Annotated in this window: 9 protein-coding genes; 6 read left to right on the top strand and 3 right to left on the bottom strand. The window is 71.9% G+C overall.

All coding sequences use genetic code 11. The features are described 5' to 3' along the window. Positions 1-19 precede the first annotated feature (19 nt). From guaB to H283_RS0117660, 3 genes are all read left to right on the top strand, one after another. Entirely contained in the window at positions 20-1,537 is a 1,518-nt protein-coding gene (gene guaB, locus H283_RS0117670; protein WP_028785697.1) for an IMP dehydrogenase, read from the top strand. 94 nt (positions 1,538-1,631) lie between these two features. Next, positions 1,632-2,753 carry a GuaB3 family IMP dehydrogenase-related protein gene (locus H283_RS0117665; protein ID WP_020144860.1) on the top strand — a complete coding sequence of 374 codons (1,122 nt, stop codon included), beginning with the start codon at positions 1,632-1,634 and terminating at the stop codon, positions 2,751-2,753. A 189-nt stretch (positions 2,754-2,942) separates the two neighbouring features. After that, positions 2,943-5,564, top strand: coding sequence for a glycosyltransferase (locus tag H283_RS0117660; protein WP_020144859.1), 2,622 nt, complete (start codon positions 2,943-2,945; stop codon positions 5,562-5,564). Positions 5,565-5,577: 13 nt separating this feature from the next. Here H283_RS0117660 and H283_RS26860 read toward each other — a convergent pair whose 3' ends face one another. Further along, complete coding sequence (locus H283_RS26860; protein WP_051103679.1) at positions 5,578-7,179, bottom strand: glycosyltransferase family 2 protein; 1,602 nt, start codon at positions 7,177-7,179, stop codon at positions 5,578-5,580. A gap of 240 nt (positions 7,180-7,419) precedes the next feature. Between H283_RS26860 and H283_RS25640 the strand changes: the two genes are divergently transcribed. From H283_RS25640 to H283_RS0117640, 3 genes are all read left to right on the top strand, one after another. Beyond that, positions 7,420-9,513, top strand: coding sequence for an acyltransferase family protein (locus H283_RS25640; protein ID WP_196806016.1), 2,094 nt, complete (start codon positions 7,420-7,422; stop codon positions 9,511-9,513). Between the two features lie 60 nt (positions 9,514-9,573). Next, positions 9,574-11,241 carry a GMC oxidoreductase gene (locus H283_RS25635; protein WP_020144857.1) on the top strand — a complete coding sequence of 556 codons (1,668 nt, stop codon included), beginning with the start codon at positions 9,574-9,576 and terminating at the stop codon, positions 11,239-11,241. A gap of 112 nt (positions 11,242-11,353) precedes the next feature. Then, entirely contained in the window at positions 11,354-11,647 is a 294-nt protein-coding gene (locus tag H283_RS0117640; protein WP_020144856.1) for a hypothetical protein, read from the top strand. Between the two features lie 317 nt (positions 11,648-11,964). On the opposite strand, the gene H283_RS0117635 is transcribed toward H283_RS0117640, so the two are convergent. Both H283_RS0117635 and H283_RS0117630 read right to left on the bottom strand, forming a co-directional pair. Further along, positions 11,965-13,740, bottom strand: a complete 1,776-nt coding sequence (locus H283_RS0117635; protein ID WP_020144855.1) for an ABC transporter ATP-binding protein — start codon at positions 13,738-13,740, stop codon at positions 11,965-11,967. Further along, positions 13,740-15,461: an ABC transporter ATP-binding protein gene (locus tag H283_RS0117630; RefSeq protein WP_043649994.1), complete on the bottom strand. Its 1,722-nt coding sequence runs from the start codon at positions 15,459-15,461 to the stop codon at positions 13,740-13,742. Before H283_RS0117630 ends, H283_RS0117635 begins: the two co-directional genes overlap by 1 nt. Positions 15,462-15,477: the final 16 nt, after the last annotated feature.

Here is a 15,477-nt window from a genome sequence, read left to right as displayed (position 1 = left end):
CAGCCCGTAGAATCGGGCAATGAGCCTCGGATCGTCTGACGTGCCCGCTGCTTTCGCCTCGATGGGGCTGACGTACGACGACGTCCTGCTCCTGCCGGGCTACAGCGACCTCGCCCCCAACGACATCGACACGACGACGCGCCTGACGCGCGAGCTGTCGATCCGGTCGCCGCTCATCTCGGCGGCGATGGACACCGTCACCGAGGCCAGGATGGCCATCGCGATGGCGCGCCAGGGTGGTCTCGGCGTCCTGCACCGCAACCTCTCGATCCAGGACCAGGCCTACCAGGTCGACCTCGTCAAGCGGACCCAGACCGGGATGATCTCCAACCCGATCACCATCGGCCCCGACCGCACCCTCGAGGAGCTCGACACGATCTGCGGCGAGTACCGCGTCTCGGGTCTGCCGGTCATCGGTGACGACAAGAAGCTCATCGGCATGGTGACCAACCGCGACCTGCGCTTCACGCCGGTCGCCGAGTGGGCCACGACGCTCGTGAGCGACGTCATGACCCCGATGCCGCTCATCACCGGCCCGGTCGGCATCGGCCGCGACGAGGCGACGGCGCTGCTGCGCCAGCACAAGCGCGAGCGCCTGCCGATCGTCGACTCCGAGGGCCACCTCGCCGGGCTCATCACGGTCAAGGACTTCGTCAAGGGCGAGCAGTTCCCCGACGCGAGCAACGACGCCGACGGCCGCCTCATGGTCGGTGCGGCCATCGGCTACTTCGGCGACGCGTGGGAGCGCGCCACCACCCTCATCGAGGCCGGGGTGGACGTGCTCGTCGCCGACACCGCCCACGGCCACGTGCGCCTGCTCATCGAGATGGTCGCGCGCCTCAAGAGCGACCCCGCCACGCGTCACGTCCAGGTCATCGGCGGCAACGTCGCCACCCGCGAGGGCGCCCAGGCGTTCGTCGACGCCGGGGCCGACGCCGTGAAGGTCGGCGTGGGTCCGGGCTCGATCTGCACGACGCGCATCGTCACCGGAGTGGGCGCCCCGCAGGTCACTGCGGTCCACGCCGCCGCCCGGGCGTGCAAGCCGGCCGGCGTGCCGGTCATCGCCGACGGCGGACTCCAGTACTCCGGCGACATCGCCAAGGCCATCGTCGCCGGGGCCGACTCGGTCATGGTCGGCTCGCTCCTCGCCGGCTGCGAGGAGAGCCCGGGAGAGCTGATCTTCGTCAACGGCAAGCAGTTCAAGGCCTACCGGGGCATGGGCTCGCTCGGCGCGATGAGCAGCCGGGGCAAGAAGTCCTACTCCAAGGACCGCTACTTCCAGGCCGAGGTCGACTCCGACGACAAGATCGTGCCCGAGGGCATCGAGGGTCGCGTGGCCTACCGTGGACCGCTCGCGGCCGTCGCCCACCAGATGCTCGGTGGCCTGCGCCAGTCGATGTTCTACGTCGGCGCGCGCACGATCCCCGAGCTGCAGGACAAGGGCCAGTTCGTGCGCATCACGTCGGCCTCGCTCAAGGAGAGCCACCCGCACGACATCCAGGGCATCGTCGAGGCGCCGAACTACTCGATCGGCTGACACCACCCGGCGCACCACCCGATGACGTATGCCGTCCCGCGGAGCCCGCGGGACGGCATACGTCCGCTCGTGGCCGGGTCGGTAGGATCGGCCGGTGACCGAGATCGAGATTGGCCGAGGCAAGCGCGGACGGCGCGCCTACTCCTTCGACGACATCGCCGTCGTGCCCTCCCGGCGCACGCGCGACCCCGAGGAGGTCTCGGTGTCGTGGCAGATCGACGCCTACCACTTCGACATCCCGGTCATGGCGGCGCCGATGGACTCCGTCGTGTCGCCCGAGAGCGCGACCGTGCTCGGCAAGCTCGGCGCGCTGCCGGTGCTCGACCTCGAGGGCCTGTGGACCCGCTACGAGGACCCGACCGCCCAGCTGCGTGAGATCGCCGAGATCGAGCCGGAGGCCGCCACCGCGCGCATGCAGCAGATCTACGCCGAGCCGATCAAGCCCGAGCTCATCACCGAGCGCCTGCGCCAGCTGCGCGAGGCCGGGGTCACGGTCGCCGGCGCGCTGTCCCCGCAGCGCACGCAGCAGCACTGGAAGACCGTCGTCGACGCCGGCGTCGACCTCTTCGTCATCCGCGGCACGACGGTGTCGGCCGAGCACGTCTCGGGCCGCGCGGAGCCGCTCAACCTCAAGCGCTTCATCTACGAGCTCGACGTGCCGGTCATCGTCGGCGGCGCCGCGTCCTACACCGCGGCCCTGCACCTGATGCGCACGGGCGCGGCCGGTGTCCTCGTCGGCTTCGGCGGTGGTGCGGCGCACACGACCCGCACGGCCCTCGGCATCCACGCCCCGATGGCCTCGGCGGTCGCCGACGTCGCAGCCGCCCGCCGCGACTACCTCGACGAGTCCGGCGGCCGCTACGTCCACGTCATCGCCGACGGTGGCGTCGGCACCTCCGGCGACATCGTCAAGGCCGTCGCGTGCGGCGCCGACGCGGTCATGCTCGGGGCGGCCCTCGCCCGGGCCACCGACGCCCCCGGCGGCGGCTACCACTGGGGCCCCGAGGCCCACCACCAGCAGCTGCCGCGCGGCGAGCGCATCGCGCTCGGCACCCAGGCCTCCCTCGAGGAGATCCTCTTCGGCCCGGGCCGACAGGCCGACGGTGCCACCAACGTCATCGGAGCCCTGAAGCGGGCGATGGCCACGACCGGCTACTCCGACGTCAAGGAGTTCCAGCGCGTCGAGGTCGTGGTCTCGCCCTACCTCGGCAACTGAGCTGCCTGCCGTCCTCGGGGGCGGGCACGGCGTCCGGAACGACCCGCGTTCGGGACAGATAGTATTTGTGCGGCAATCGCCCCGAGCGGGGTGGCGCGGCCGGGATGGCGTCAGGGGACGCCCGCCGCGAGACCAGATCCACCGGAGCACGGGAGCCACGCGCTGCCCCGTGCGGGAAAGGCACCAGACATGACCGAGGCGACTCCCGAGCACGTGACCCTGCCGAGTCCGGGCAGGCCACTCTTCTCGGTGGTCTCGGCCGTCTACAACGTCTCGCGCTACCTCGAGGAGTACATCGCCTCGATCGAGGCGCAGACCTTCGACCTCGCGCGACTCCAGGTCGTCCTCGTCGACGACGGCTCGACCGACGACTCGCGGGCCGTCCTCGAGGAGTGGGCCACGCGCGCCCGCTGCGAGGTCGTCGTGCTGCACCAGGAGAATGCCGGGCAGGCCGCAGCCCGCAACGCCGGCCTCGAGCGGGCCACCGGTGAGTGGGTCACCTTCATCGACCCCGACGACACCGTCAACGCGAAGTTCTTCGCCTCGATGGCCTCCTTCGCCGCCGCGAACCCCGAGGTCCAGTTCCTCTCGGCCAACGTCGTGCTGCGCAACGAGGGCACGGGCGAGCTCGGCAAGCACCCGCGCTGGAAGATGTACGGCGAGGACCGCCTCGTCGACCTCGACGTCGCGACCTCCTACATCCCGGGGAGCTCGACCACCTCGGTGATGCGCCGCGAGGTCATCGGCGACCTGCGCTTCAACGCCGGCCTGCGCCCGAACTTCGAGGACGGCGACTTCGCCGTGCGCTACCTGCTCGCGGCGCCCAGCCGTCAGACCGGCTTCATCGGGTCGGCGCGCTACTACTACCGCAAGCGTGCCGACCAGAGCTCGACGCTGCAGACCGGCATCTCGGCGACGGGCCGCTACTCGACCGTTCCTCGCGACGGCTACCTCGAGCTGCTCCGCGAGGCGCGTCGTCGCCACGGCGCCGTCCCGATGTGGGTCCAGCACGTCATCCTCTACGAGCTGTCGTGGTACTTCTCGTCCGAGGACGCGATGGCCAACTCGGCGTCCGCCATCAGCGGTGACCTCGCGGCGACGTTCCGCGAGACCCTCGGCGAGATCGCCGAGCTGCTGGCCCCGGACGTCGTCGACTCCTTCACGATCCGCAAGTTCCAGCCGCACTGGCGCGACATCCTGCTGCACGGCCTCCGCGGCCGGGACTGGCACACCTCGTACGCCGTGACGGACAACTACGACCGCACCAAGCGGATGGTGCGCGTCCTCTACCGCTACGTCGGCGAACCGCCCGAGGAGGCGGTCTACTCGCGCGGCGAGCTCAAGACCCCGCGCTACGCCAAGACGCGCGCCATCGAGTTCTTCGGCGACACGCTCATGTGGGAGCGCGTCCTGTGGGTCGACGCCCGGGGCACCCTCGAGCTGCGTCTCGACGGCTCGCGGGTCGAGCTGCTCGCCGGCTGGAAGGGCGTGCGCACGCGTGCCCTCGGGGCCCGCGCGATCGCCAACCGGTTCCGTCGTCCGAGTCGGCGGCGCCGCGAGGCTCTGGAGCGGCTCAAGGTCGACCCGGTGCGCGTGCTCGCGTCCCGGGCCCAGGTGCGCAAGCAGTTCGAGGGCGCCTGGGTGCTCATGGACCGCATCCACGACGCCAACGACTCGGGCGAGATCCTCTTCCGGTGGCTGCGCGACAACCGCGAGGACGTCAATGCGTGGTTCGTCCTCGAGAAGGACACCCCGGACTGGAAGCGGCTCAAGGCCGAGGGCTACGGCTCGCGGCTCGTCGCCCACGGCACGCTGCGGTGGAAGCTGCTCATGATCAACGCCGGGCACCTCATCTCCTCGCACATCGACGCGCCCGTGCAGAAGCCACCGGCCATCCTCAAGCACATCGACCCGCGCTGGAAGTTCACCTTCCTCCAGCACGGCGTCATCAAGGACGACCTGTCGCGCTGGCTCAACCCGAAGCAGATGGACATCTTCGTCACGTCGACGCCGGGGGAGTACGAGTCGATCGCGGGTGACGGCTCGCCCTACGTCTTCACGGCCAAGGAGGTGGCCCTCACCGGGCTGCCGCGCTTCGACCGGCTGCACGCCAAGGCCCAGCGGATCCAGGGCGATGCGTGCGACCTCATCCTCGTCGCCCCGACCTGGCGCAACTGGCTCGTGCCGCCGCTCAAGCCGGGCAGCCAGCGCCGCGTCATCGACTCGCACTTCTTCGAGACCGAGTACGCCAAGCAGTGGACGGCCTTCCTGCGCAGCCCCGAGCTGACCGAGCTCGCCGCCCGCACCGGGCGCACCGTCGCCTTCCTGCCGCACCCGAACATCCAGCCGGTCCTGGCCAAGATGGACCTGCCCGACTCGGTGCTGCGCCTGTCGTTCGACGGCGCCGACGTGCAGGAGTACTTCGCGCGTTCCGCCGTGCTCGTCACCGACTACTCGTCGATGGCGTTCAACGCCGCCTACATGGACCGCCCCGTCGTCTACTTCCAGTTCGACGCGCAGCGGGTCATGGCCGGCGGGCACGTCGGGCGGGCCGGCTACTTCCAGTACCCCCGTGACGGTTTCGGGCCGGTGGTCGAGGACGTCGACGCGGCTGTCGCGGCCGTCGTCGACATCGCCGACAACGGGTATGCCGCCCGACCGGACTTCCAGAGCCGCATCGACGCGACGTTCCCGATGCGTGACGGCCAGTGCTGCGCCCGCGTCACGGCGGCCATCGAGGAGCTCGACCGGACCCGCCAGGGGGAGCCCGGGCGCTCGAAGAAGGACCAGGCCGCGGCCGTGAGCCGCTGACGTCGGGGCGGGCTCAGCCGGCGCCGCCGGCCGGGCCCGCTCCGTCGCGGGCACCGGATCCGTCGTCCGCGTCGTGGCGAGCACGGTCGCCGGACGGCCGGATCGACAGGTTCCCGTTGCGCGTGCGGTAGACCTCGATGCCGTCGAGCGACGGGAGCGCGACGGTCGTGGGCAGCTCGACGGGGTGTGGCTTGCGGGTCCGCACCGGGAGCCGGCTGCGCAGCGCCCCCACGACGTCGACCCGGACGTCCCACGCCGTGGCCGGTGTCGCGGCCGAGTCGCGTGACGGCAGCGCGAGGGCCGCGTCGAAGGCCCCGTCGGGGCGCAGCCGTGCGACGGCCGAGGACAGGCGTGCGCTGGTGTCACGATCGACGAGCGAGACGGCGAGACGCGCGCGCGCACCGATGCCGTGGTCGCCGTCGACGACCGTGCCGGTGAGGTGCAGGGCGTCCTCCTCGACCCGCACCGCCCGACAGGTCGTCGTCCAGATGCGCCGTCGCCGGGCGTGCTCCGTCGCGACGACCGTCGTCAGGTCGTGGTCGGCAGACGCCTCGCCTGCGGGGCGGTACGGCCACCACCACCGCTCATCGCGCTGCTCGAGCGGACGGTCGACGTGGAGGCGGCGGTAGGCGAAGAGGCAGGCGGCCACGGCGCTCTCGGAGCTCCCGTCGACGAGCTCGCGGACCGCCAGGCGGTAGGGCTGGTCGAGACCCTCGCGCAGCTCGGCGGGCAGCTCGGTCAGGTAGTCCCGCACCGCGGCGAGGAAGGCGGCCCGGTAGCCCGCGTCCCGGGCGTCGAGGTCCTTGCCGTAGAGCGAGAGATCGTGGCGGACGAACTTGTCGAGCTTGGCCGGCGCGAGGTCCGGGCGGCTGGTCAGCTGGACGTCGATGGCCCGGTTGGCGGCGAGGCGGTCGTGGAAGTTGGTGATCTCGTGGCGGCGCGCGGTGATCGACTCCTCGCCCGCGACGTTGTTGACGTACCAGTGGTAGACGACCTCGTCGAGGGTCGCGATCCGTCGTGCCGTCGACCAGAGCGCCACGGTGAAGGGCTGGTCCTCGTAGAGGATCCCCTCCGGGAACCGGATCGCGTGCTCGTCGAGCAGGGCCCGCCGCATGACCTTCGCGACGGCGATGGTGTCCTGCCACAGGGGTGAGCCGGGCGAGAGCGGCTCGACCGCCCCCGCGGTGTAGCCGGTCGCGGGAAGCGGCGTGACGCGGTCGGTCCGCTCGTTGTAGCGGGCCACGGCGCCGGCCGCGACGTCGGCGTCCTGGGCGACCGCCGACTCGAGCAGCCGGCGCAGCGAGCCGGAGACGTACGTGTCGTCGCTGTCGACGAAGGCCACCCAGTCCCCGCGGGCCTCGTCGAGTCCGAGGTTGCGCGGCGCCCCCGGGGCGCCGTCGTTGACGCCACGGTGCACGACGCGTACGCGCTCGTCCTCGGCGGCCAGCCGGTCGGCGACGGCGCCGGTGTCGTCGGTCGAGCCGTCGTCGACGACGAGGACCTCGACGTCGGGTCCCTCGCACGCGGCGAGCGCCGACCCGACGGCCCGCGGGAGCCGTGCGGCGTCGTTGTGGACGTTGCAGATGACGGTCAGCAGGGGAGCGGCGGAGGGCACGCAGATTCTCTTCCGGTCGAGGAGGGTCGGCCCATCCTATGGGCCGGCGCCTGAGCGGAGCCTGTGCTCACGAGCGCCCCACAGGCCCGGCGAATCGGTCTCCAGCAGGTTCGTGCGTTAGTTTGTCGGGGTCGATTCGCGGCGCCCGGGTGCGCCGTGCGCATGTACCAGTAGTTCGGAGCAGATCCCTTGGCACCACCCGACGGAACGAGTGCAGTGGTCGTCGGCGACCCCACGGACGTGGCGGACCGCCCCCAGGAGACCACCGCTCGACCCGCCAAGGCGGGACCGCGCAAGGACATCCAGGCGCTCCGTGCCATCGCGGTCACGCTGGTCGTGCTCTACCACTTCTGGCCGGCCCGTCTCACGGGCGGCTACGTCGGCGTCGACGTCTTCTTCGTCATCTCCGGCTTCCTCATCACCCTGCACCTGCTCCAGCGGCCGATCCGCAGCGTCAAGGACCTCTTCTCGTTCTGGGCACGGCGCGTCCGGCGGCTCATCCCCGCCGCCACCGTCGTGCTCGTCGCGACGCTCGCGGCCAGCCTCGTGTGGCTGCCGCAGACGGTGCACGCGCGCGTGGCCCAGGAGGTCATCGCCTCGGCGCTCTACGTCGAGAACTGGCTGCTCGCGCTGACGTCCACGGACTACCTCGCCACCGACCAGCTGCACTCACCCACCCAGCACTACTGGTCGCTGTCGGTCGAGGAGCAGTTCTACATCCTCTGGCCGGTGCTCATCGGCCTCGCCTTCCTCGTGTGCCGTCGGCTCGGCCGGTCGTTCCGCTTCCCGCCGCTCGTCGTCATCGGCGTCGTCAGCCTCGCGTCGCTCGGCTTCTCGGCCTGGTTCACCGGCGAGGACGCGGCCCAGGCCTACTTCGTCTCGACGACGCGCATCTGGGAGCTCGGCGTCGGGGCGGCGCTGGCAGCGGCGGTGCACGCCGGGCTGCGCTTCCGTGCCACGGTCGTGCGCGCCGCGCTCGTCTGGGGCGGTCTCGCCGCCATCCTGTGGGCCTCGCTCACGTTCACCGGAGCCACGCCGTTCCCCGGGGTCGCAGCACTGCTGCCGACGCTCGGCGCCGCGGCCGTCATCGCGGCCGGCTCCGACGACCTCAGGGTCGGTCCGCACCGCCTCTGGTCCGGTCGTCCCGTCCAGTGGCTCGGCGACGTGTCCTACTCGGTCTACCTCTGGCACTGGCCGGCGATCGTCATCGCGCCGTTCGTCCTCGACGTCGACAACGTCAACTGGTGGCAGAAGCTCGTCATCATCGTCGTCGTCCTCGGTCTCTCGGCGGCCTCGAAGCGCTGGATCGAGGACCTCATGCGCTTCACGCCGCGGATCGCCCGCAGCACGAGACGCTCCTTCCTCCTGCTCGCGGCCTGCCTCGGCATCTCGCTGACCGTCGCGGGGCTCGCGCTCTGGCAGGCCCAGCGGGCCACCGACGCGGCCGAGTCGGTCGTCATCGACTCCACCGCCCCGTGCGTCGGGGCGGACTACCTCCGCACCGCCTCGTGCTCCGGGCGCGAGATGGCGATGCTGAGCAACCCGATCCAGGCAGCCAAGGACAAGCCTCAGGTCTACGCCGACGACTGCTGGAACAACCGCCCGTTCACCCGTCGCAAGGTGTGCAGCTACGGTCCGAGGAACGCGCCGGTCAAGGTCGCGATCTACGGCAACTCGCACGCCGGCCAGTGGTCCCCGCCGATCCTCCAGACGGCGAAGGCCCGGGGGTGGCGCGTCGACACCTACATCGCGTCCGAGTGCTACTCCGTCGACATCCCGGTGTCCTTCGGCACGAAGACGCTCGAGGACAACTGCGTCGCCTTCAACGCCTGGGCCCGCGACCGGATCACCAAGGGCGGCTACGACCTCGTCGTCATGTCCGACCGCACCCTCCAGCCGCTCGCGGGGGTGCCCGCCGCCCAGAAGACGACCGTCGCCAAGGCTGCGTACAACCGCGTCCTCGACACCTTCACCACGGCCGGTTCCCGGGTCCTCGTCATCCGCGACACCCCGGGCTCGGCCGAGAGCGTCCCCGACTGCGTGGCGCGGTACCTCGACGACGTGAGCCGCTGCGCGACGAACGTGAAGTTCGCCGGCACCTCGGGTCTCGAGCCCGACCCGCTGGCCGACGCGGCTGCCGGGAGGACCGGTCGCGACGTGACCCGCCTCGAGGTCACCGACCTGCTCTGCCGGGACGGCTCCTGCCCCGCGGTGCTCGGGGGCCTCATCACCTACTTCGACCACGGCCACATGACGAAGTCGTTCTCGCTGACCCTCTACCCCGAGGTCTCGAGAGCCCTGCGCAAGGCACTCGACGGCATACCCGGGGCGTGAGCCCTGTGGCGAAGGTTACTGACGGTAGCCTTTGCGGGGCCGGCTCCCTAGGCTGACGCCATGGAGTTCGACCACGACGTCGTCGTCATCGGGTCCGGCTTCGGTGGGTCCGTGGCCGCGCTGCGTCTCGCCGAGAAGGGCTATCGCGTCCACGTCTACGAGGCCGGCCGCCGCTTCGAGGACGACGACTTCGCCCGGACGAGCTGGGACGTGCGCCGCTACCTCTGGGCGCCACGCCTCGGCCTCTTCGGGGTCCAGCGCATCCACCGGCTGCCCGACTGTCTCGTCCTCGCGGGCGCCGGCGTCGGTGGGGGGTCGCTCAACTACGCCAACACCCTCTACGTGCCGCCGGCGCCGTTCTTCCGCGACCGCCAGTGGGGGCACATCACCGACTGGCAGGCCGAGCTCGCGCCGCACTACGCCACGGCCCAGCGGATGCTCGGCGTGACCGTCAACCCGTGCGACGGCCCCGTGGAGCAGCTGATGCGCGACACGGCGGCCGACCTCGGCGTCGGTGAGAGCTTCCGCAAGACGCCGGTCGGCGTCTTCTTCGGCGAGCCCGGCAAGCGCGTCCCCGACCCCTACTTCGGCGGCGAGGGGCCGGCCCGCACCGGGTGCACCGAGTGCGGCAACTGCATGGTCGGCTGCCGCGTCGGCGCCAAGAACACCCTCGTCAAGAACTACCTCGCGCTCGCCGAGAGACGCGGGGTCACCATCGAGCCGCTGCGCACGGTGACCCGGGTGCGACCGCTCGACCCGGCTGCGCCGGGGCAGGGGTATGCCGTCACGACGGTCCGCAGCGGGTCGTGGGGTCGGCGTCGGGCGGGGGAGCGCACCGTCACGGCCGGTCAGGTCGTCGTCGCGGCGGGGGCGTGGGGCACGGCCCAGCTGCTCCAGGCGATGAAGGCGGAGCCCGAGGAGCGAGGGCTGCCGCGACTGTCCGACGCGCTCGGGAAGCTGACCCGGACGAACTCCGAGGCGCTCGGCGGCGCGATGACCGCTCGGGTGCCCGACGGCGTGGACCTGACGCGGGGCGTCGCGATCACGTCGAGCTTCCACGTCTCCGAGACGACGCACGTGGAGAACGTCCGCTACGGCAAGGGCTCGAACCTCATGGGGGCGCTCGCCGTCTTGCAGGTCGACGGAGGCGGACGCGTCCCGCGATGGGTGCGGTTCGCCGGGACGGCAGCGCGGCACCCGTGGGTGTTCGCGCGGTCGCTGTCGAGCCGGCGCTGGAGCGAGCGCACCGTCATCGCGCTCGTCATGCAGTCGAGCGACAACTCGATCACCGTGCGCCGTCGGCGTGGCCTCCTCGGCTGGCACCTGACGTCGACGCAGGGCCACGGCGAACCCAACCCGACCTACATCCCCGAGGGCAACGAGGCCGTGCGCGCCATGGCGTCGAGGCTCGAGCGGACGACGGGGGAGCGGGCCTGGCCCGGGTCGTCCGTCGGTGAGGTCCTCGACATCCCGATGACGGCGCACTTCCTCGGCGGAGCGGTCATCTCCGACTCGCCGGAGCACGGGGTGGTCGATCCCTACCAGCGGGTGTGGGGCTACCCGGGCCTGCACGTGCTCGACGGGTCGGCGGTCTCGGCCAACCTCGGGGTCAACCCGAGCCTGACCATCACGGCGCAGGCCGAGCGGGCCGTGTCGCTGTGGCCCGTGCACGGCGAGGCCGACCAGCGCCCGGCCCAGGGTGAGGCCTACCGACTCGTCGACGCCTGAGCGCGTCCCGGGCTGTCGGGCCGCTACCCTGCCGTGTGCGGTCGACGGTGCCCTGACCCCCACAGGTGCGCCCACGACCGGACGAGACATCGGACGTCAGGGGAGGGCACGGATGGACATCGAGGCGGACAGCTCGAACACTGCGAACACTGCCAACACCTCGGGGGGCGGGCCTGAGGCGCAGCCGGCCGACCAGACGGCGACGCGGGAGCAGCAGGCGATCGTGGCGGGACTCGTGCTCGCGGCGCTCCTGCTGCCCGGGGTCGTGCGTGCGGCGCTGCTCGTGGCTGCGGCGCTCGTGTCGGCCGTCGTGCACTGCCCGAGATGGGTGGGCAGCCTGCTCGTCTCGGCGGGGGTGCCGCTCCTGCTCTTCTCGGCCGTCACCGGGAGCCTGTGGTACCCCTGACCGGCGGGTCTGCGCACCGCACCCACCCCGAGATGAGGGAGGGTGAGGCCGTCACCCCTCAGAGACGGCCCCACCCGGCGGTGCGGGCTAGCAACCGGTCGAGAAACAGCCCGGCACCGCGCTGACAACGACGCAGCCCGAGGGGGGTTACGGCATCTGCCATTTATTTGCCGAAGTTGCCAGAACTCTTCTTGCGCGGTGTGACGACGGGGCCACTCGACGGCTGGCTGCGAGGTCCGGTGGGACGACGGGGCCACCCGACGTGATCGTCGAGTGGCCCCGTCGTCCCGGGTGTCCCGGAGGCTGCCGGCCGGTCGTCAGCGGGCGGGCTGCGGCTCGTCGCGCCACGAGCGCCACAGGGCGGCATACGCCCCGTCGGCCTCGAGCAGCTCCTCGTGCGAGCCGATCTCGCTGATGCGTCCGTCCTCGACGACGCACACGCGGTCGGCGTCGTGCGCGGTCATGAGCCGGTGCGCGATGGCGACCACGGTGCGGCCGTCGACGACGGCGGCGAGCGATCGTTCGAGGTGGCGGGCCGCACGCGGGTCGAGGAGCGAGGTCGCCTCGTCGAGGACGAGCGTGTGCGGGTCGGCGAGGACGAGCCGTGCGAGGGCGAGCTGCTGGGCCTGCGGCTCGGTGAGCCGGTGACCGCCGGAGCCGACGACGGTGTCGAGCCCGTCGGGCAGCTCGAGCGCCCAGCCGCGTGCGTCGACCGCGGCGAGGGCCTCGAGCAGCTGCTCGCGGGAGGCCTCGGGGCGGGCGAGACGCAGGTTGTCCTCGAGCGACCCGACGAAGACGTGGTGCTCCTGCGTCACGAGCGCGACCTGGCCGCGCAGCTGCGCGAGCTCGAGGTCGACGAGGCGGACGCCACCGACGTCGACCCGGCCCTGGCGCGGACCGTCGATGCCGGCCATGAGCCGTCCCAGCGTCGACTTGCCCGCTCCGGAGGGACCGACGATGGCGAGGCGTTCGCCCGGCTGCAGGTCGAGGGAGACGCCACGCAGCACGTCGCGGCCGGCGCGGTAGGAGTAGTGGACGTCCTCGACCTCGAGGTGGTCGTCCTCCGGCTCCTCACCGGTCGCGGAGCGGTCGGCCGGGACGTCGGCGATACCGATGACCCGGGCGAGCGAGGTCGCACCGACCTGGATCTCGTCGAGCCACGAGATGAGCTCGTCGAGCGGCCCGGCCATCTGCTGGACGTAGAGGGCCACCGCCGTGACGGTGCCGGCCGTCGCGACGTCGCGCGAGATGAGCCAGCCGCCCCACAGGAGGGTCACGGCGACGGGCGCGAAGAAGGCGAACTCGACGGAGGGGAACCACCGCATCCGCAGCTTCAGCGTGTAGAGCTCGGCGTCGTAGCAGTCGTGCAGCGCGTCGTCCATGCGCTGCCGGCGGCGGCTGCGCAGGCCGAGGGCGTCGACGGTGCGGGCGCCGTCGGCCGACTCCGTCACGACACCGTTGAGCACGGCGTACGTCGCGCGCTCGCGCAGGTAGCCGTCGGGCGCGTATCTCAGGTAGCGCCGCGTCGACATCACGAGGATCGGGACGCCGACGACGACGGCGAGCGCGACCTGCCACCCCGTGAGGAAGGCCGCGACGACGGTGATCGCCGTCGTGACGGCGCCGACGAAGATCGACGGGATGCCGAACCGGATGACGTGCGAGAGGGCCTCGACGTCGTTCGTGGTCCGCGAGACGAGGTCGCCCGTGCCGGCCCGCTCGACCGTCGACAGGGGCAGCTCGACGACGCGGCCCATGAACTGCTCGCGCAGCTCGGCGAAGATCGTCTCGCCCATGACGAAGGAGGCGCGCCGGGCGAACCACGTGACGACGGTCTGGACGACGACCGCGCCGGCGATCCAGAGCGCGAGCCGGTTGACGACCTCGAGCGACCGGCCGTGGCTGATCTCGTCGACGAGCAGGCCGATGACGCGGGGAGCGACGAGCGCGGCGCAGGCGGCGACGGCGTGCAGGCCGATGACGGTGAGCAGGCTGCCGCGGTGGCGGCGGAGCAGGCCGCGGGTGTGGTCCTTGACCGAGTCCATGTCGGCCACGGGAAGCGTGCGCGTGGACGGCGCTGGTGTCAGCGACATCAGTCCTCCTCTCCTCGGACGACGGTGCGTCGGTAGTCGGGTACGTCGGCCATGAGCCGGCTGTGGGTGCCCGTCGCAGCGACCGTGCCCCCGCGGAGGAAGACGACGTGGTCGGCCTGGTCGAGGATGAGCGGGCTCGCCGACATGACGACGGTCGTGCGTCCGGCGCGGGCCGCGGTCAGGCGCCCGGCGATGCGGGCCTCGGTGTGGGCGTCGACGGCGCTCGTGGGCTCGACGAGCACGAGGGTGTCGGCCTGGGTGAGGAGGGCGCGGGTCAGGGCGAGTCGCTGGCGCTGGCCGCCGGAGAAGGCGCGGCCGCGCTCCTCGACCTCGTTGTCGAGACCGCCGGGCAGCGCCTCGAGCACGTCGTCGCCACCTGCCACCGACAGGGCGTCGAGGATGGAGGCGTCGTCGTGGTCACCCCACGGGTCGAGCTCGTCGCGCAGCGTGCCGGTGAAGAGGCGTGGGTCGGTCTCGGACACGACGACGCGGCGGCGCACCTCGGCCAGCGAGGCGTCGGCCAGGCGCGTGCCGTCGAGCCGCACGTCCGTCTCCCCGGCACCGAAGCGACCGAGCCGGTCGGCGAGGGCCGCGGACTCCTCCGGGCGTGCCGACACGACGACGGTGAACCGGCCGGGCTCGATGGTGACGCCGCTGCGCGGGTCGTAGAGGCGAGCGGGCCCGGTGGGCAGCGGCTGGGCGTCCGCGGTCTCGACGTGGTCGGGCTGGACGCGCAGGATCTTCGTCAGCTTGCGGGCACCGATGTGGGCCCGGGTCGCCCGGTCGACCATCTCGGTCGCCGTGCGGAGCGGGATGACGAGGAAGGCCGTGTAGCCGTAGAACGCGACGAGCTGCCCCGCCGTGATCTCGCCCGCGATCGCGAAGCGTGCCCCGAGCCACACGACGACGAGGACGAAGAGCCCGGGCAGCAGCACCTGCGCCGCGTCGAGCGCCGCCTGGTAGCCGGCAACCCGGTTGCCCACCTGGCGCACGGACTGCGACTGGACGGCATACCTGCTCAGGAAGGTGTGCTCGCCGCCGATGCCGCGCAGCACACGCAGCCCGGCGACGGTGTCGGCGCCGAGCCCGATGAGCTTGCCGGCCTCCTCGCGCTGGGCGAGCTGGCGCGCCTGGAGCGGGCGGACGATGAAGGTGAGGCAGGCGACGAGCACGGGGACGCCGATGAGGACGACGAGGCCGAGCGGCGCCGAGGCGCCGAGCAGGATGAGCGCGACGACGACGTAGGACACGACGGCGCCGGCGAACCGCGCCGACACGTCGTAGAGCCCACCGATGCGCATCGCGTCGGAGCTGACCGTCGCGACGACGTCGCCGGTCGGGACCGAGCGCGACAGGGCCTCACCGGTGTCGGCCGCCTTGTGACCGATGAGCTGGGCCGAGCGGAAGGCGCCCTGCATCCAGTTGGCGACGGCGTACTTGTGCCGCATCGCGCCGGACAGGGCGCTGATGGTCACGAGACCGACGAGGATGCCGCACCACAGCAGGAGGGAGCCCGGGTCGCCGCCGATGATGCCCTCGTCGATGGCCTTGCCCATCGCCGCGGGGAAGAGTGCCTGGCTGACGAGCCACACGATGCCGAAGGCGATGGCGACGACGAGGGTGCGCCACTGGCCCTTGCCGACCCAGCGGAGGTAGGCCGTCGGGCTGGTCAGGTCGGGAGTGCCGGGGTCGGCGTGGGGCAGCGAGATCACTTGGTTCATCGTACGTTCGGCGCGG

This window comes from Terracoccus sp. 273MFTsu3.1, assembly GCF_000383675.1.
Classification (GTDB): Bacteria; Actinomycetota; Actinomycetes; order Actinomycetales; family Dermatophilaceae; genus Terrabacter.
The sequence above is the reverse complement of the archived record's forward strand: the minus strand, read 5'-3'. Positions and strand labels throughout refer to the sequence as shown.